We start from the raw sequence: 17515 nt of genomic DNA, 5'->3' as shown, positions 1-17515 counted from the left end.
CCAACCAACAAGGCATGACCACGGTTGACATCACAGGCGCAATCCACGGTGCTGACGGGAAGTTCGCTGGGCACATTGCGGGGGAACCTGACGACGGACTGAGCTTGGAGCACCCGGTCGTTGCTGCCAGCCCGTACGCCGACCTCAAAGGCAAAGATCGGGTCGAGGCGATGAAGGCCGACCTGGAGAAGGCGGTCGGCGACCTGGTCGAGTCCGGGCAACTGGGTGCCTACCTGGACGCACGACGCGCCAACGGCATGTCTCGGTGGTCGACCAACAACCAGATGCTGGCGGCGTTGCAAGTCGCGCAACGCGAAGGGTTGACCGAGCCCGATCAGATCTTCACCCGGATGGGGACCATCGACGCGCGCGGGTTCCGCCAGTGGGAGAAGGCTGGACGCGAAGTCACCAAGGGTCAGAAGGCTCTCTACATCCTGGGGCCGAACAAGAAGTGGATCACCGAGGAGGATCCGGACCGCCCAGGCAAAACCCGCAAGAAGCAGATCACGGCGGGGTTCTCCGCGGTCGCGGTCTTCGAGGCCAGCCAGACCGAAGGCGAACCGATCGCCCAGCACCCTGCGAAGCCGTTCACCGGCGAGGTGGAGTCAGGCACCAGCAAGGCACTGCAGGACTTCGTTGCCTCGCGTGGGTTCAGCTACCACGAGGAGGAGATCGCCGGCTGCGACCCGGTCAACCTGACCGGCACCCTCGCGTACGTGAGCCCGACCAGCAAGAAGCTGGTCGTCGACTCGCGGTTGTCGGACACCCAGAAAGCGCAGGCGTTGGCGCACGAAGCAGGGCACATCGCGTGCGGACACTGTGACGGTGACGCACCGGACTACGCCTCGCACCGCGGGCAGATGGAGTCTGAGGCGGAGTCGTTCAGCTACATGGTGCTGCGGGAGCGAGGCATCGACGCCGCCCAACCGAACAGTTTCAGCCCGGGTTACGTTGCCGGCTGGTCCAAGGGTGACCCGAAGGCGGTCACGCAGGCCCTGGACAAGGCGGGTAAGGCGTTCAACGCGCTGCGTGACGAAGCGGGCTGGGAGTAGTCCGCAGCTAGGACTCGGCCCCGCCGAGGTCGATCAGGTTGATGTCCCGCGACGCCCAGTCCGGCGTCGTGTCCGGCCAGTGGTCGCGGGCGATGTCTCCCATGTCCTGGATCAGTCCAGCCGTCTCGCTCTCGAAATCGTCGTCGCGAACGGAGGAGTCGGTGTGCCAACTCGGGTCGGCTTTGTCGCCGTACACCTGGTTCCCATCGGCGTCGTACAGTCCGTCCAGCACCGGGCCATCAGCATCGTTGAAGTACGCCACGAACCGGGCACGCGGGCACTTGTCTCGCACGTCGGTTCTCATCCGGGAAAACGACAACGTCCGTCGCTGCTGGTTGGCCGCATCGGCAACCTGCCACACGCCATCGGGCTGTTCCAAAGCACCCTCGCGACGCAGCTTTGCGACGTCTAGCTCCCACTCCTCATCCCACACGTCCCCGTCGTCTGGGTCGACGGCGAACCGCTCGTAGAACCCGCTGAGTATGCGGCTGTTGGCCCAGACTTTCAGCACGGTTCGGCGGCCGACGGGCGACGTAGACCGCGCGTTCGCCGTCTTCTTCATCGTCGGTGATCGATACCGCTGCGGTGTCGACCCGGGTGAGGTTCAGGTCGATTATTTCCGCGGCCGCCCACTCAGCAGTCATTTCCCGCACGAACAGTTGCGCATCCAGGCGGTCCATCTGTTCTTGGATCGCATTGCGCGCAGCACCGACCTCACTGGTGTAGGCCCGGTGAGCGGCCAAGGCTGCCTGGTCGCTCAGCGGAATCGCCTGCGGTGTAAACAGACTGGACGAAGTCAGGGATATGTCGGGCTCTAAACCTACGTGGCCGGTGAACCGTCCGTCACTGCCGTGAATCGCGCCCGACGCATCAACGGTAGTCATCCGAATCCTCCCTTGTTGCCTCGGGCGCCGCGCTGAGCTCGATGTGCGAGGTGTGATGACGGAGGCGATGCGGAGCGAGCCGGAGGAGTCCGGAAGCGTCGACGGTGCTCATCACAGATCCCCCTCGGCGTACATGTTCATCAAGTCGCAATCGGGGTCGTCGGCGACAGCTTCGACGTACAGGTTGCCATCTTGAGGGTCCAGTCGAACACCGTGGCGCGCCAGCAGGTCGGGGGCGAGCTCCGAGGCTGGAATGTAATGGCCCAACTCGTAGTAGCTGCACTGGCCATCGGCGTCGATCTGTTGGGGTCCATCGCTGCGGTCGCGGTGGGAAACGCCGTGTTCGTACCACTCGACGCTGTCGGCGCTGATCCACGCAGCCTTTCCGCCGCTGCGGTGGAACTTCCCGTCGGAGTCGGTGAACTCGTCGGCGTTGCTCGCCAAGTAGCGGGTGTGCGTACCGCCTTCTGCGGCGTTGGTGATGAACGGCATCAGGGCGCCGGTGCGTGGGTCGGTCTCCTGCCGGACGACAGCGCCGTCACGCATGATCCATGCGGTCGGTTGCCGGTCGAAGGTTTCCACCGGCAGCCCGATGTCGTAGTCATCGAACGCGTCCGGGTCGGCCGGCGTTGTCTGTCGCCACAGGTTGCCGTCGGTGTCGGTCCAGCGGACGTGCTCCTCACCTCGGACCGTGTCGATGTCGACGCGCCCGCCGGCCGCTTCGTGCGCGGCGTACAGCGACTGGACGCGCGCCTGAACGGTGGTGTGGACCCGTTCCAACACGGTCTTGATTTCGGCTTCGCGCGCATTGGGTGCCAGTGGCTCGGCCAGGGCAACCGACGAGGCTGGTTCGCTGGCGATGTGCCCCGCGAACTTGCCGTCGCTGCCGTGAATCGCACCCGACGCATCAACCGTGCTCATGCTGACTCCTCTCGGCCCGGTCGGGTTGCCTCGTGCGCCGAGCGAAGCTCGATGCGCGAGGTGTGATGACGAAGGAGTCCTGAGTCGTCAACAGTGGTCATGCCCTATTGGTTGGCGGCGGAGCTCAGTTGCCGAGACTGGCGAACTGGACGGTTGTGTTGACCGTGACAGGGATCGTGACTGTGCCTGGGATGACCGGTGTGAGCGTGAAGGTTTGCGGCGTGGGCACGGCGCTGCTGGTGGTCCCAGGGGTGGGCGTCGCCGTGCTGGTCGGCGCTTCCGGAGTCGTGGAAGTGGCAGCACTGGTCGAGGGCGTCGGGGCGCTGGTCGGCGCCGCAGGTGTGACTGTGATCGTTGGAGAGGCGGTCCGGGGGTCAGTCGTGGTTCCGGTGTAGGTGACTTGCATCGACAGGGCGAGCGAAGCGTGCCGCGCCGGAGCAGCGAATACCAGCGTTGTCTGTTGACCGGTGACGGTCGCCGACCATGCTTTCGTGCCGCCCAGTCCGGCAGCGGTCACCTTCGGGGTGAGCTTGTACACCGCTGGATCGACGCCACTGAGCCGGTACGTTGCCGTGGTGGTTGGCAAGATGGTGACAACCGTCACCCACACGGTTCCCGTTGGGGCCCAGCCGCTTTCCGGGTTATAAGCGGACCGCGTGACCGACACGATGCCGCACGTCGCGTTGATCTGGACCCCGGTGCTGGAGTCGAACCCGGACTTGATGGGCGGGCAACTGCCTGTGCCGACATTCGACAGGTTGTCGTAAAGGCCAGCCGCAACACCTGTAGTCAGCAGCCGGCCGGTGAACGGATCGTATTTCTGGACCAGGCCCGCGTACGTCACTTGCACGACAGCACTGGAGACGGCGCTGGCCGGGATCGCTACTACCGCTTTGCCGCCGCCGTTGAGGTTGCCCGCCAACGATATTGCGCGGCCACCGGCCAGCAAGGCGATCTTTGTGCGGGATGCGCTGGACGAGGCTGGTGCGTCGACGCCGGCGGTCGGTGCAGGCGCGGTGAACGTCCACCCGATAGGTAGCAGCGTGAAGTCCGACTGGCTGGGTGCGGCGCGCGTGGTCGAGGGGGTGCTCGTCGCGTCAGCCGCCGTGTACGTCCCGTTGGAGACGAAGTACGCCTTGGTGTCGCCTGTCAGGTAACTCGAAACGTTGCTGCGGTCGGCATAGAACGACCAGGACCCGTCCGGCGTGGACAGCTTCCCACCCGCGCCAGCGTCCGCAAAAGATCCCTGGTAGGGCTCAGAAGACCACGCAGCCACCTGGATGGAGCCGTGCACGTTGGCGCCCGAAGTTTGGGTGACCGTCGCGGTGACGGTGCGCGTGGCGTCTGGTGCGCCGGAGCATCCAGCAACCAACGTTGCCGAAGCAATCAGAACCGCGGTGGTGGTCAGGAGGCGACTGCGCATGTTGGTACGGTGCGACGTCCGTCCGCTGGCGCAGCCGTCCGTCGACAAGTTTCGCCCGCCCGCGTTGCGCGCGAACAGACGAAACCGACTGCGACGTCCGTCCGCCCTGCAGCGGTCAGCCGGCGTTGCGTAACAGCGCCGCTTCGGCTGCCGCTCGGCTCGAACCCCGCCAACGGGCATGTTTCCAACGGTCTGCGCGGTGAGTGTGCGCGTCCAAGAGGCTGAGCGTGTCCGCAACCCACAAACGGCCAGAGCCAGTGATCGGGCTGGTCGGTGCCTGCTCGAAGCCCACCGGTCGGCCGTCGCGCTCAACAATGACGACGCCTGGAGCGTTCACCTGGACACGCCCCTGCGCGAAAAGACCGATCGAACCTTGGACGCCAGCCAACACGTACCAATGAACGCGCCGGCCACGGCAAATGCTAGGAGGAAGGTTGCTCCGTTCGGGGCACCACTAGCGGGAAGCATCGCACTGTTCATGTCGCTACGGTGCGACGGGTGTGGACGCCGAGCTACCGTTCAACGCCTCGCCAGTACCTGCGTAGCCACCAAGCGGAAGCGAGGGTGCCCCGTCCTTTAGGGCGGGGGTGAATCGCGTCCGTGACGCGGACACTTCGGATCATCCGTCGCACCGTGTGGGGTATGAGGGTGATGTTGTCGGTGCCTGGTGATGTGGTGGAGTCGTGAAGGTTCGTTACACCTACCGGTTGCGCCCGGGCGCTCAGGCCCGCGCGTACTTGGGGCGGGAGTGGGATGCGTGCCGGTTCGTGTGGAACCAGTTGGTCGAGGCGTCGCAGACCCGGTTCCGGCAGGCTCGTGCGACCGGGGATCTGGCGGCGACGTTCGGTTACAAGGATCAGGCGGCGCTTGTGACGCAGTTGCGGCACAACGTTTCTGGTCCCGGCGTCGATGCCGAGGGGGCCAACTGGTTGGCGCTGTCGGCGCAGGATCCGCAGCAGCAGACCTGCCGCGCGTTCGCGAAATCGCGCACGAAGGCGTTGCTGGACCGTAAGAACAAGGTCCGGGTCACGAGGCGGGCTGGGTTGCCTCGGTTCAAGTCCCGGCACCACTCGTTGGCGACGTTGTCGTATGCCGGGCACAACTTCGGGCTTACCACTCACCCGGCCACCGGGCGGGATGCCCTGCGGCTACCGGGTGGGGTGTTGATCCCGGTGGTGTGGTTACGGCCGTTGCCGGGCAAGCCGAGTTCGGTGACGGTGTTCCAGGACGCGGTCGGGCACTGGTACGCCTCGTTCGTGGTGCAGGCACCGGATGAGACGTTGCCGGCGGTGGGTGATGGTCGGGTGGTCGGAATCGACTGGGGCATCAAGCAACTGGCGACCACGGTCACCGCGCATGTTGATGACGCCGGTGTGGTCACGCAGGTGGACGAGTCCGGCACCTTCGACTTGCTGTACCCAGGGCACGGCAAAACAGCCGCGCAGAAGCTGGCGCGGTATCAGCGGATGATGGCCCGACGGAGCTTGTCAAGTTTTCTGTGTAAGGAATCGGTTTCTCGTTGTTGGTGTTTTGGGGTTTACAGGTGGGGGTTGATGCGGTCGGGGTAGAAGACCGCGAGTTGTGCGAGGGCTTGTTTCCAGTTGGTGACGACTTGTCCTTCGACGAGGCGCCCGGGGGCTTTGCGTGTGGCTGCGGGTCGTCCTTTCTCTTTGGCGCGTTCGCGGGCTCGTTTGTCTTCGATGTTGCAGATCGCTAGCCACAGCAGCTTGATGACGGCGTCGTCGGAGGGGAAGTGGCCACGGTTCTTGGTGACCTTGCGCAACTGGAAGTTCAACGACTCGATGCTGTTGGTCGTGTAGATCACCCTGCGTAGTTCGGGTGGGAACCCCAGGAACGGGATGAACCGGTCCCACGCGGCGTACCACGTCTTCCACGCGTGTGGGTATTTGATGCCCCACTCGGAGTCAGCGAAGTCATCCAGCGCCGCTCTGCTGGTCTTCTCATCGACCGCGGTGTACACCGGTCGCAGTGCAGCGGCGACCTTCTTGCGGTCCTGGTAGCCCACGAACCGCATCGCGGCCCGGATCAGGTGCACCACGCAGGTTTGCACGGTCGCGGCCGGCCAGGTCGCTTCGATCGCATCGGGCAGGCCGGTCAGCCCGTCGCAGCACACGATCAGCACGTCGCGCACGCCGCGGTTGGCCAGGTCCGCGCAGACCCCGGCCCAGAACTTCGCGCCTTCGGTTTGCTGCAGCCAGATCCCCAAGACGTGCTTGATGCCGTCCATGTCGACCCCGACCGCGATGTGCGCGGCCTTGTTGATCACGTGCCCGCCGTCGCGGACCTTGACCACGATCGCGTCCAGGTAGATCACCGGGTACAACGCGTCCAACGGGCGCGCCTGCCAGGCCAGGACTTCCTCGGTCACGGCGTCGGTGATGTTGCTGATCGTCTCGTGGGACAGTTGCGTGCCCAGCGTGGCTTCGAGGTGGTCGGCGATATCGCGGACCGTCATCCCGCCGGCGTACAGGCTGATGATCATGTCATCCAACCCGCCCAAGCGCCGCGAGCCCTTGGGCACCAGCCGCGGGGTGAACGTCCCGTCCCGGTCCCGTGGCACCGCCAGATCCACATCCCCGGCCTGCGTCGCGAGCGTCTTGGGGCTCGAGCCGTTGCGGGAGTTGGGGAACTGGTCGGCGTCCGGGTCGCCCTTGGCGTAGCCGAGGTGATCGGTCAACTCCACGGCCAGACCCCGTTCCAGGCTGGCCTTGATCAGCTCGGTGACGAACCCGCCATCCCCGGTCAGTTCCAGCTGCCCGTCATCGATCTTGGCGAATAGCCCGTCCAACGCCCCGGACTCGGCCAGCTCGCTGACCGCGGCCCGCGCCGGGGACGCAGCCCGGATCGCGCGCCGGGCAGCCAACCGGCTCTCACCCTTCACGGACGGGGCATCGTTCACTTCAGCCTCAACAGTTTCATTGGTCACAGACGACATCGTGTCGCTCATAACGGTCCTTTCTCAGGACCGACTCCTTACACAGACCATTGGACACGCTCGCCCGACGCTCCTACCAAGCGCACGGCAACCCCAGGGGCACCCCGCCAACCAAGGGTTACCGGCGGGCCAAGAAGTTGACGGCCAAGGCGCACCAGAAGATCGCGAACCAGCGCAGCGACACCGCCCACAAATGGGCTAAAGCCCTAGTGGCTCAGCATGATCGGGTCGCGGTCGAAGACTTCCGACCCAAGTTCATGTCCAAGAACCGGTCCCTGGCGCGCAAGGCCGCGGACGCCGCGTGCGGGGCGACCAAAGCGGCCATGGTCTGGCAAGCGGCCAAAGCCGGCCGTGATCTGAAACTGGTGAACCCGGCGTTCACCACGATGGATTGTTTCCACTGTGGCGCGAGAGCCAAGCACCGCATCCCCCTGGACCAGCGCACCTACACCTGCACTTCGTGCGGTGTCGCCAGCGACCGGGACAAGAACGCTGCAGCCGTCGTGGTTGCCCGCGCCTTCGGGCGGGGCAGCACGACCCACGGTTCACCCGTGGACAAGGCTGCCGGGGCTGGTCAACGCCCCGCAGGTGTTGAGGGCGTAAGACCGGAACCCGCCGCAGCGCGGGCACCGGCAGCCTGAGTCTGGAATCCCCGCCCTTTAGGGCGGGGAGGTGTCAAACCAGAAAACTGATGTACGCCAAGGTGATTCGGTGCGGCTGAAGGTCGATGTAAATAGCGAGGCAGGTCATGGCGATGTTGACGCCTAGGAGGATCACGGACAGTAACGACGGGGTGTCCGCGGCCAGCCATGGTGCGAATACAAGGGCGGCCAACAGGACGTCGAGGGCGACGTAGAACCAGATTCGTCGCCGCACCCTTGCATTCGGCGAAGGGGTGTACGTGGACTTCATCGCGCGGCCGGTCGCAACGCTGAGCCGGCCCAGGCTTCCACGCCTGCGCGTAGAGCATCGGCGGCGGCGGCGTTCGAGGGATCGGCGTGGATGGCTAGTGCTGCGGCACCGGCCACTGAGAAGTTGATCGCCTGCTCGATTTTGGCGCGTTCGATGTCGGCGAGCGGGTCGCCGGGCAGGAACAGGCGAACGGTGGCGACACCGCCGGGGAACCGGACCTGGCGACGTGGCGCAATACCGCGCTGGCAGTCGAACCGGGCACCGTTGTTCAGGATCACCTGGCCGCCGACGCTGGACAGGATGTGCCGCGTCAGCAGCACTGGATGCCCGTCGCGTGCGAACACCGACACGACGGCGGTGGTGGGGGTGGCCCAATCGGGCGCCGGGTGCAAGTCGATGACCTCAGCCATGGCGCACCACTGGCATCGACTCAACTGGTGAGTGGGTGTTCACGTCGCTGACGGTGCGACGTCGTGTGCGGTGTTGCCGACGTCGACGAGTCTCGGTGAGCGCGACCAGACCAAGGGTTACGAGGACGATCAGGGTCGTTGGTGCTGCGACGTATACGGCCACCGTTCGCCAAAACCCAGCGTCCAAGACGACAGCGGCGAGGGCGGCCAGATCGGCTGCCGCCGCGACGAACACGCCGAGGATGAGGACAAATCCGGTGCGGCTGTTCGGCGGGCAATCTCTCGGCCACGCCAGCGGTTCGAGTTCCACGCATGCACGGTGCGACGCCTGCGCCAGTCGGCGCGCAGAACGGGTCTCCGGGTTGCTGCTTCGACGTGGGGACTCCGGCGCGACCTCGAACTTGCGCTGCCCGTGATCCGCCGGAGTTGCCCTCACGGTGCGACGAAGGGATTCGGCCTTCTGATCGTCGCACCGTTCGTACGACGGCAACGCGACCCTGCGCGGCCGCGGCAAACAACGACCGGGCGTGCCATCGGCACGTCCGCCATGAGGAGCACGAATGAACATCGTCAAGAAGACTGTGACTAGCGCTGCTGTCGCAGTAGCAGCCCTGTCCGTCGCCCAGGTCGCACCGGCGAACGCCGGGACCAGCATTCGCGGCTGGGTAGCAGGTGATCGGTCGGCAAATGTCCGGTCGGCGCCGTCCACCACAGCCCGTGTCGTCGGTCATCGCGGATCGCACTCGTTCGTCAGCGGCACTCTGGTCAACGGCAGTTGGATCAAGGTCCCCGGCGGGTACATCAACAGGGGTGTGATCGAGTCGCAGTCGACCCGTTTCCGAACTGTCAACGGCCGGTTGTCGACGTCAACCCTGTGCCCGGTGAACAAGCAGTTCAACAGCCCGGGCAGCGTTGGTTACGGCTACACCAAGAACACCCAGCGATACCTGAACTGCTACGCCAACCAGCAACTGAACTCGCTCGAAGCGGCATACAAGAAGCAGTTCGGTCACTATGCCCTGATCGACCTGACCTACCGTCCGGTCGCCGAGCAGCGGTACTGGTTCCGCGTGTTCGGTGCCCCGCGTGCAGCCGTGCCGGGCACGTCCAATCATGGAATGGCAGTGGCGATTGACTTCCGCGAGACCGACTGTCGCGGTGAGGAGTTCGGCTGGGGAGGCGCCGGCAACCGCTGGTTGCGCATCAACGGCGGACGCTACGGGTTCGTCAATCCGTTCCGGTACGGCACCGCCGGCGAGTCCTACCATTTCAACTTCGTGGGCTGAGCCTGGGGAAGGAGCCAGCGCTCATCCCCATCCCCAGCAGTCCCGGTGGGCGTCGATCAGCCAACGATCGACTGACGCGATGTCGGGGCGTTCCGGTACGGCGCAGCGCCCGGAGTTCAGTACCTTCCGGGTGGCGTCGGCGTAGGCGTCGAAGCGCGACAGGACCCCGGACAGTGCCACCTGCCCGGCCCGCACGGCGCGGACCAGGTCGCGGTCGCCGGCATACATCGGCAACTGCAGGTCGCCGGTGGTGGCGACCTCGTGGGCTTGGATCCCCAACCGCAGAATGTGTCCGGCGTATTTGGTGTCGTAGCCGTGCATCTCGATCAGCTCGCGGCGCTTCGGCATTCGAGACTGACGGGTGCCGCGCCCCAGTAGAAGCTGCTTCTGGCTTTCGGCGTACCCGAGGCACCGGTGGACGGTGCGCACCGACAGGAACGCGTGCCGCATCTGGCGCAGTTGCCGGCCGAGATCGGTGACTTCGAGCACCATGTCGGGTGCGGCGAACAGGGGGTCCAACAGGTGCGGATTGCCCTGGCTGGCCAGTTGGACGAAGTGCCGCAACCGATACGTGGTGGTCTCGGTGTCGCCGGCCCGTGACCGCTCGCCGTGACCGGCGTCCCGCTGCACGGTGGCTTTGGTGCGGCTGCCCAGGCCGATTAGGTGCTGGGGTGAGTCCACGGTAATCGCGATGATGTCGGTGTCGGACTGATCGGTCGCGACGCCGTAAGCCTGCGACCCGACGATCACCCGCAGCACAGCGGGATTCGGGCTCACGGCAGATCTCCGGCGTCCGTGACGGCAGCGGCGAGCCCTTGCGAGAGCAGGTTGTTGGTTCCGGTCGACTGGTCGCTACTGACCGGACCTGGCACCGCGAAGATCGGTCGGCCGATTTCGCGGGCCTGGCGGGCAGCGTTCAGGGATCCGGACCGGTGGCTTGCTTCGACCACCAGCATCGAGCCGGACAGGGCGCCGATGATCCGGTTGCGATCCAGGAACGACTGGCGGGCCGGCGCAGCGCCGGGGGCGTACTCGGAGATGACCAGACCGTCGGTGGCGATGCGTTCGATCAGCGGGGCATAGGCCACCGGGTAGGGCCGGTCCACGCCGGATGGCAGAACTGCGACCGTGACGCCGCCCGCGTCGATGGCTCCACGGTGCGCCGCGGCGTCGATGCCGTACGCGGCGCCGGAGACAACCCGGCGGCCCGCCCGGGCCAGGTCGAAGGCGAAACGGTGCGCGGTTTCCCTACCGCCGGCCGTGCAGGCGCGGGAGCCGACGACCGCTACCGCGTCGACGAAGCCGCTCATGGGCAGGTCGGTGCGGCCACGAACCCACAGGCCGATCGGCGGGACGGGTAGGTCGGCCAGTTGGAGCAGCCGGTCGCCAGGGATGAAGCGAGCACCGACGGCATCCGCGGCGTCGAGCACGGCGTCCACGTCGACCCGTGACAGCCGCTGAGCGAGCGGGCCCGGTTTCAAGGACGCCTCGCGCACCACCTCGGCGGCGAAACTGTTGCGCAACCGCTGCACCAGCGCAGCGTTCGGGCCGCCCGCAGCAACCGACAGGGCCACCAGTGCCCGGATGCTGTCGTGCTTGCCGTCCAAGATGCCGGCAGCCGAGTAGGAGATGTCGGTGAGGGTTGTCATTCCGTCACGGTGCGACGGTAGATCTGTCTAGTCGTCGAGCTCGACCCCGCATCGTTGGCATCTGACACTGCGCACAGCAGCCCTGGTGCCGTCCGAGCGGACAATAGTCAAAGTCCCGAGCACGAATCGGTGCCCCTGCGCGCGGCAGAAGCGTCCGTGCCAACCCGGCGGGGGAGAGGCAGTTTCGCGTGGTTCTGCCTGCAAGATGCCGAACCAGCCCGCGAGCCCTGCGTTGGCCAGCACCAGCGGCGTAACGAACCATGCCCACGGGTTGACCGGCCAGCCGGTCCCTGGGTCGATGCAGGTAGCGGCCAATGCGGTGACGAACAGCGACAGGCAGGCCACCACGACGGACGCGGCGGCAAGTACGCGCTTCTCGTGCTGGTCCATTAGCCCGCTGGGATTAGCCGGGGAACGCCACGGTGACGGGGCGCCAACTGGTAGTGCTTGCCGGCGATCACCAAGTGATCGGCCTGCAGGTCGAGAGGGATCGAGGGCAACGTGCGCCCGGACACCTGGTAGACGAACGGACTACCAGAGTCTCGGATCCCGAACTTGTAGTACGCGGCTCCGTCAGAGGTGGAAACAGCGACCCCGGTGTGTCGGGGAGTTACGGCGATAACTCTCATGCCTCCACGGTGCGACGCAGAGGCGCTGCGCTTGTTCCGTCACCAGCCTTCGCACCGCGAGTACGCTTACGTCACGAAACCGCCTGCGACGCAGCAGTGTCGCCTACTCGCGCAGCCCGAGAAACGCGGCGGCTTCTTCGACCAGATCCCACTGCGCCCGGACGCCGTTGTTGATATCGGGGTGAGTGTTGCGCCGCGCCGCCCGGTGCAGCTTGATCAGTTCAGCGCCGGAGGGAGTCTGGGTGACGGCCGTGCCGGAGGCGTTGACCAGAACCTGGATTGCGGTGGGACGGTCCATCACCGAGGCGCCTCTGGCCTCGATCTGCTTGAACCCGGCGTACTGCTCGCCGGAGCCGGTCACGCCGTAGCGGTCCACGGCACGCAGGGCTTCGAGGGTCTTGGCGATCGCTCGAACGTTCTGCTGCCAGTCTTTTGGACCCGAGTAGTACGGGTTGAACAGGCGGTCTGCCCGGAAGACCAGCGGGCCACTCTTGGCCTCGACGTACAGAGCGACCGCGCCCGATCGGAAGTTCGCGCGGGCCCGCAGATCACCATCCAACCGGAAGTCGGCCGCGTCGATGTCGACCTCGATGATCGGGCGGCCAGCTTCGCGCTTGGTGATGTGAGAGATCTCCGTTTTCAGCAGGGCCTTGGTGTCGGCCCACGTCGCCCGGAACTGGCTGGGGCGTTTGCCGTGCTGGCCGATCCACGTCCGGTCGGTCATGGGTTTGAGGTCGAAGAAGTCGGCCACGGCTACGCGTCCTCGTCGAAGTGATCGGTGAGTTCCGTCGGCAGAGTAATGACGGGTGGGACGTGTCTATCGGCGGCCTCGGCGGCGTTGCGCAGTGCCCGTGGCACGGTCGTCAGCGCCAAGTCGGTGACGCGGGGGTCGGGAATGTCGACCGCGACCTCGGTCCGGATTGGGTTGTCGCCGCATTGGAGGCGCACGGTGACCGTCGCGACGACGAGTACGTCGGTGGTTTCCGGCTCGGTGGTGTCGGAGGGCATGGTGTCTACGTCCTTATTCTCTGGGTGGCGTCAGCAGGTGGCGAACGCGCGAGTGAGTGCCGCCTTATCGGCGAGCGGAACGGGCAGTTGGTACTTGACCAGGACCGCGGTGAACTTCGTGGCATAGGTGCAGGCGAACGCCTTGTTGGCGGGCATCCACTGCGAGGGGCCGGAGTCGCCTTTGGCTTCATTTGCTGGGCCGTCGACGGCCAACAGCACCGTGGCGGTGTCGTTGGCGTAGGCATTGCGCTGAGCCTGGGTCCAGGTGTTGGCGCCCAGCCGCCACACGTACGCCAGCGGCGCGATGTGGTCGATCTGCACCGCGGAGGCGTCGGCTTTGGCGAAATGGATCGTCTTGCCCGTGTACGGGTCGTTCAATGTGCCTGCGACCACGATGCACCGCCTGCCGGATTTGAGCTTCACGTCCGACATCTGTTCGCGCAGCACGTCGTCACGGGTTATCTCCACCCAGCCAGTCGGGCGAGGCACCTGTGTAGCGAGGTGCCCGACACGCCGTGCCTTAGCGTTATCCCGCATTGGTGAGTGACGACGAGCCATGATCCTCACGTGGCGTGGAAAGTGGAACGGGCGGTGCTTCAAGACGGGTGGAAGACACGGCTGATCGTCGATGACCGTGGCTTCGATCTGCATCCAGAGGCGATGGGGTTTGTCGTCGCCATGGAAGCGGCGGAGCGGTCACCGAACACGGTGAAAACCTATCTGGCAGCCCTCGCCGGATTCTTGAACTGGGCGGATGTGCAAGGAGTCGACTGGCGGACGGTGAACGTTCTCGACCTCACTCGATACAAGCGGCACCTACAGGAGGAGCCGAGCCGCACTGGGCGGCCGAGGTCGACGGCGACTGTCGGGCTGTCGCTCACGGCAGTCGCCGAGTTCCTGCGCTACTGCGCCTCGGATGGCCACATCGACCCGGTCGTCGCGAACCGGCTGGTGGAGAACCGGTGGGTCCACCCCAAGGGGCGCCGCGGCGCCGGGGAGAGCGGCCAGTTCCGCCGGGCGCGGATCAACGCGCTGCGGGTGAACCTGATCGAGCAGCCTCCGGAGGTGCTCAGCGAGGAGCAGGTCGCAGCGATGCGAAGCCGGGCCGCGTCGGCACGCGACCGCTTCTTGCTGCGGGTGCTGCACGATGGCGGGCCGCGTATCGGCGAGACTCTTGGCCTGCGCACCGAGGACGTGCACCTGCTGCCGAACTCCCGCTCGCTGGGCTGCGCGGTGGCCGGGGCGCATCTCCACGTCAACCGGCGCACCGACAACCAGAACGGTGCCCTCGCGAAGTCGCGACGGCCACGGCACCTGCCCGTTGCTGATGTCTTCGTCGCCGACTACCGCGACTACCAGCACGAACGTTTCATGCGCTTCGGCGACCGGCAGAGCGGCTACATGTTCGTGAACTACGAAGGCTCCGCCGTTGGCCAGCCCATGACGTACTCCAACGTCTACAAGCTCGTGACCCGGCTCGGGCGAAGTTGCGGTTTCCGGGCTACACCGCACATGTTCCGGCACTCGGCTGCGACAGCCTGGGTCGAGGCCGGCAGCGATGTTGATGTCGTGCAGGCACTACTTGGCCATGCCTCCCCGGCCTCGACCGCGATCTACCTGCATGCTTCAGATGAGCGGATGCGTGAGGCCGTCACCAGGGTGCACGCTGCTCGCGGGCGGCGGGCATGAGCGTCGTCGCGTTCACCGGCCCGAGAGCAGAGAGTCCGCCCGCGGCCCGCGTCTCGTGGGCAGACTTCCTCAGCGAGTCGCTGGAGATCGATTGGCGAGCGTCGGAGTGGGACCCGGAGACACTCATGTTCGTGGGGTCGCTCGGTTCACCAACTACCGACATCTCGACCTGTCTGCGTCCCGGCTGCGGCATCGTGGTCGACGGGGCACGGTCCTGGTGCTCGGCATGCCGCAAGGTTCGCCGCCAACTCGGGCCGGATGAACCACTGCCGCCTCGGGTGCCCAACCCGCAGTGGAAAGCCTGGACCGACACCGCTGCACGATTCTGTCTGGCGGGGCTGCACCCCGTTGTCCGGGATGAGCTGTTGTTCGGTCTGCAGGACCGCGACCGGAATCGGTTCGCGATCCGACCGCAGCAGGTGCGGCTCCTGGTCGAGAAGCTCCCGGCAGAGGCGGAGAGCCTCCGCACCCTCACCGACGGGTCGTTCTCTGGCCTGGAGCGCTCACTGCTCAGATCGGTTCAGCAGGCCGTTCACCGCCTCAGCACTGTCTATGCGGGGGACGACGGCACTAGCGGTGACCTCTGGGACTGCGCAGTCGTGGGGCTCCGCGCTGGGAGGGAGCGGCCCTACACGGCTGTGTCCGGCCAACTCGACTTCACCGTGATCAGGCAGCCGTGGCTACGGGACATCACCCGCGCCGCGTTGCGCGCGCTGCGGCCGGCGGTTACCGACTGCCACCGGTACCTGCAGGCCGCGGCCATCGCGAGCTCGGTGCTGACCGGTCGTCCGAGCGGCGACGACCCAAGGGGCCTCCGTGCCGGTGACATGACCGCGATCTGCCAGGCGTTCCACACCGCCGTCGACCCAAAAACGGGTGCGGCGTACTCGTCCAGCCATCGGCGGTCGTTGACCGGTTGGTGGCGACGGCTCATCGACTTCTCCCGTGCCGCGGGGCTGATGGACACCATTCCCGGCACCTTCGCCGTGCGACCCGAGCACATGATGGGCGCGGTCGAGACCAGCGAGGACGACATCGGTCGGGCGATTCCCGAGGAGTGGATCGCCCACCTTGATGCTCACCTGCACCTGCTCGGTACCTCCTCGGGTTTCGAGCCGTACGGGTGGACTGCTGAAGAGCTGCGCGAGATGTACCGCGTCTACTACCAAGTCCTGCGCGACACCGGGCGCAGACCCAGCGAGGTGGCCCGACTGTCCGAGCGGCCCATCGAGTACACCAGCGGGCAGCCGTCCTTGATTTACGACAACACCAAGGCCGGACGGCATCGACGACGGTTGCCCATCGACCAGACCACAGCATCGGTGATCGAGGCGTGGTCCGCCCGACTGGCGACCATGCATATCCCCACGGGCTGCAGGGGCTACCTGTTCCCCACCCCCGGCGCACGGAACCGAGCCCGCCGCGGACACCTGAGCGGCAGCCAGTACCGTCGGGCCTTCGTCGCCTGGCTCACACTGGTTCCCCAACCCACCGGGCTGTCCGACGACGCTGCCGCCTTCCCAGTTGAGCGCATCGACCCCTACGGCTTCCGGCACGCCTTCGCCCAGCGGCACGCCGACGGCGGCACCGCCATCGACGTGCTGCGTGACCTGATGGACCACAGAGAGATCGAGACGACGATGGGGTACTACCGGGTCACGCTCGCCCGGAAGCAGATGGCCGTGCAGCTGGTCGCCCAGCTCGCCCTCGACCGCAACGGCGCCCCCGCACCCTTCCCGTCCGAGCTCGCCTACGAACGTGCCAGCGTCGCCACCGCGTACGGCAACTGCACCGAACCCAGCAACGTCAAGGCCGGAGGCAAGAGCTGCCCGATCCGGTTCCAGTGCAGCGGCTGCGGCTTCTACCGGCCAGACCCGTCCTACCTCGCCGCCATCGAACAACAGCAAGCGCAGCTACGCGCCGACCGGGCCGTCGCCCGCGCTGGAGACGTCGCCCGCTGGGTACTCGACAACCTCGACGAGCAGATCACCTCCTACGAACGCATCGCGGACACCATGCGCAGGCAGATGATCGCCATGCCCGCCCCCGAGCGACAGGCCATCGAGTCCGCCTGCACCGACCTGCGCAAGGCCCGCCAGGTCGCCCTCATCCCCACCGACAGCCTCCACCGGAGACCCGATGACCACCATTGACTCGCGCACCGACCGGCTCGTGGCGAACCGCCGCGCCGCCGCAGCCAAGAAGCAGACCCACACCCTCGCAGCTATCGAGCAGATGCTGGAGCGCGGGACGCGGGTCACCTTCGTCGAGGTCCAGCGGACAGCGGGCGTCTCGACCTGGTTCGTCTACAACAACCCGACCATCCGGTGGGCCATCGAGTCCGCCATCCGCGCCCAGCACGACCACCATGCGGCTGAGGCGACGAGACCCTGGACGACCGCAGCCTGCCCGGTCTCCGCGCTGAGCTGGCCAACGCCCGGGCCGAGATCCGCGACCTGCGCGACGAACGCGACCGGCTCCGACGCAGACTCCAACGAGACCTCGGCGACCAGGTCGACGCTCACAGCAAGCGGGAGCTCCTTGAACGGCTCCGAGTCTTCGAGCAGGAGAACACGCGACTTCAGGACACACTCCGCACGACAACCGCCGAACTCGCGACCATGAAGCGTGAGCGCGACACGGCCGTCGCCGACCTCGAAGGAACCCAACTCGCCCTGCGCCAGACGATGCGCCAA

General features: G+C 66.3%; 20 protein-coding genes and 1 pseudogene. 7 read left to right on the top strand and 14 right to left on the bottom strand.

What is annotated here, in order from left to right:
* Positions 1-14 precede the first annotated feature (14 nt).
* Complete coding sequence (locus ACFQBT_RS11225; RefSeq protein ID WP_291523225.1) at positions 15-1052, top strand: ImmA/IrrE family metallo-endopeptidase; 1038 nt, start codon at positions 15-17, stop codon at positions 1050-1052.
* 7 nt (positions 1053-1059) lie between these two features.
* On the opposite strand, the gene ACFQBT_RS11220 is transcribed toward ACFQBT_RS11225, so the two are convergent.
* From ACFQBT_RS11220 to ACFQBT_RS11205, 4 genes are all read right to left on the bottom strand, one after another.
* Positions 1060-1485 (bottom strand): hypothetical protein, encoded by a 426-nt coding sequence (locus tag ACFQBT_RS11220; RefSeq protein WP_146202528.1) that lies wholly within the window; start codon positions 1483-1485, stop codon positions 1060-1062.
* Positions 1475-1936, bottom strand: a complete 462-nt coding sequence (locus ACFQBT_RS11215; protein WP_146202527.1) for a hypothetical protein — start codon at positions 1934-1936, stop codon at positions 1475-1477. The genes ACFQBT_RS11220 and ACFQBT_RS11215 overlap by 11 nt, the downstream gene beginning before the upstream one ends.
* A gap of 111 nt (positions 1937-2047) precedes the next feature.
* Complete coding sequence (locus tag ACFQBT_RS11210; RefSeq protein ID WP_109685081.1) at positions 2048-2857, bottom strand: hypothetical protein; 810 nt, start codon at positions 2855-2857, stop codon at positions 2048-2050.
* A gap of 124 nt (positions 2858-2981) precedes the next feature.
* A complete protein-coding gene (locus ACFQBT_RS11205; RefSeq protein ID WP_109685079.1) occupies positions 2982-4280 on the bottom strand; it encodes a hypothetical protein in 1299 nt (432 codons plus the stop codon).
* A 683-nt stretch (positions 4281-4963) separates the two neighbouring features.
* Here ACFQBT_RS11205 and ACFQBT_RS11200 point away from each other — a divergent pair.
* Positions 4964-5848, top strand: a complete 885-nt coding sequence (locus ACFQBT_RS11200; protein WP_377822723.1) for an RNA-guided endonuclease InsQ/TnpB family protein — start codon at positions 4964-4966, stop codon at positions 5846-5848.
* Here ACFQBT_RS11200 and ACFQBT_RS11195 read toward each other — a convergent pair.
* Positions 5818-7146 carry an IS256 family transposase gene (locus ACFQBT_RS11195; RefSeq protein WP_245934222.1) on the bottom strand — a complete coding sequence of 443 codons (1329 nt, stop codon included), beginning with the start codon at positions 7144-7146 and terminating at the stop codon, positions 5818-5820. The two genes, ACFQBT_RS11200 and ACFQBT_RS11195, sit on opposite strands and share 31 nt — an antisense overlap.
* 140 nt (positions 7147-7286) lie before the next feature.
* On the opposite strand from ACFQBT_RS11195, the gene ACFQBT_RS11190 reads away from it, so the two are divergent.
* On the top strand, positions 7287-7877 hold the full coding sequence (locus tag ACFQBT_RS11190) for an RNA-guided endonuclease InsQ/TnpB family protein (protein ID WP_377822721.1): 591 nt from the start codon (positions 7287-7289) through the stop codon (positions 7875-7877).
* Between the two features lie 34 nt (positions 7878-7911).
* Here the strand turns inward: ACFQBT_RS11190 and ACFQBT_RS11185 are convergent, their stop codons facing one another.
* Positions 7912-8112, bottom strand: a complete 201-nt coding sequence (locus ACFQBT_RS11185; RefSeq protein WP_109685075.1) for a hypothetical protein — start codon at positions 8110-8112, stop codon at positions 7912-7914.
* Positions 8113-8144: 32 nt separating this feature from the next.
* Entirely contained in the window at positions 8145-8558 is a 414-nt protein-coding gene (locus tag ACFQBT_RS11180) for a hypothetical protein (protein ID WP_109685073.1), read from the bottom strand.
* Positions 8559-9118: 560 nt separating this feature from the next.
* Between ACFQBT_RS11180 and ACFQBT_RS11175 the strand changes: the two genes are divergently transcribed.
* A complete protein-coding gene (locus tag ACFQBT_RS11175) occupies positions 9119-9844 on the top strand; it encodes a M15 family metallopeptidase (protein ID WP_377822718.1) in 726 nt (241 codons plus the stop codon).
* A 21-nt stretch (positions 9845-9865) separates the two neighbouring features.
* Here the strand turns inward: ACFQBT_RS11175 and ACFQBT_RS11170 are convergent, their stop codons facing one another.
* The 6 genes from ACFQBT_RS11170 to ACFQBT_RS11145 form a co-directional block, all read right to left on the bottom strand.
* Positions 9866-10621, bottom strand: coding sequence for a nucleotidyltransferase domain-containing protein (locus ACFQBT_RS11170; RefSeq protein ID WP_109685067.1), 756 nt, complete (start codon positions 10619-10621; stop codon positions 9866-9868).
* Positions 10618-11493 carry a DNA-processing protein DprA gene (dprA, locus tag ACFQBT_RS11165; RefSeq protein ID WP_109685065.1) on the bottom strand — a complete coding sequence of 292 codons (876 nt, stop codon included), beginning with the start codon at positions 11491-11493 and terminating at the stop codon, positions 10618-10620. Before dprA ends, ACFQBT_RS11170 begins: the two co-directional genes overlap by 4 nt.
* 389 nt (positions 11494-11882) lie before the next feature.
* Entirely contained in the window at positions 11883-12122 is a 240-nt protein-coding gene (locus ACFQBT_RS11160; protein WP_109685061.1) for a hypothetical protein, read from the bottom strand.
* Between the two features lie 103 nt (positions 12123-12225).
* Entirely contained in the window at positions 12226-12873 is a 648-nt protein-coding gene (locus ACFQBT_RS11155; protein ID WP_109685059.1) for a hypothetical protein, read from the bottom strand.
* Positions 12874-12875: 2 nt separating this feature from the next.
* Positions 12876-13130: a hypothetical protein gene (locus ACFQBT_RS11150; RefSeq protein WP_109685057.1), complete on the bottom strand. Its 255-nt coding sequence runs from the start codon at positions 13128-13130 to the stop codon at positions 12876-12878.
* A 30-nt stretch (positions 13131-13160) separates the two neighbouring features.
* Entirely contained in the window at positions 13161-13619 is a 459-nt protein-coding gene (locus ACFQBT_RS11145; protein ID WP_377822714.1) for an HNH endonuclease family protein, read from the bottom strand.
* Positions 13620-13697: 78 nt separating this feature from the next.
* On the opposite strand from ACFQBT_RS11145, the gene ACFQBT_RS11140 reads away from it, so the two are divergent.
* The 3 genes and pseudogenes from ACFQBT_RS11140 to ACFQBT_RS11130 all read left to right on the top strand — a co-directional run.
* Positions 13698-14819, top strand: coding sequence for a tyrosine-type recombinase/integrase (locus ACFQBT_RS11140; protein ID WP_377822712.1), 1122 nt, complete (start codon positions 13698-13700; stop codon positions 14817-14819).
* Positions 14816-16972, top strand: coding sequence for a tyrosine-type recombinase/integrase (locus ACFQBT_RS11135; RefSeq protein ID WP_377822710.1), 2157 nt, complete (start codon positions 14816-14818; stop codon positions 16970-16972). Before ACFQBT_RS11140 ends, ACFQBT_RS11135 begins: the two co-directional genes overlap by 4 nt.
* Positions 16959-17123: pseudogene (locus tag ACFQBT_RS11130) on the top strand (hypothetical protein); the annotation flags it as partial. The gene ACFQBT_RS11135 and the pseudogene ACFQBT_RS11130, both read left to right, overlap by 14 nt.
* Before the next feature lie 2 nt (positions 17124-17125).
* Here ACFQBT_RS11130 and ACFQBT_RS11125 read toward each other — a convergent pair.
* Positions 17126-17515 carry a hypothetical protein gene (locus tag ACFQBT_RS11125; RefSeq protein WP_377825594.1) on the bottom strand — a complete coding sequence of 130 codons (390 nt, stop codon included), beginning with the start codon at positions 17513-17515 and terminating at the stop codon, positions 17126-17128.

It is taken from the genome of Branchiibius cervicis (assembly GCF_042661605.1).
Classification (GTDB): domain Bacteria; phylum Actinomycetota; class Actinomycetes; order Actinomycetales; family Dermatophilaceae; genus Branchiibius; species Branchiibius cervicis.
This window is presented reverse-complemented; position numbering and strand designations above follow the sequence as displayed.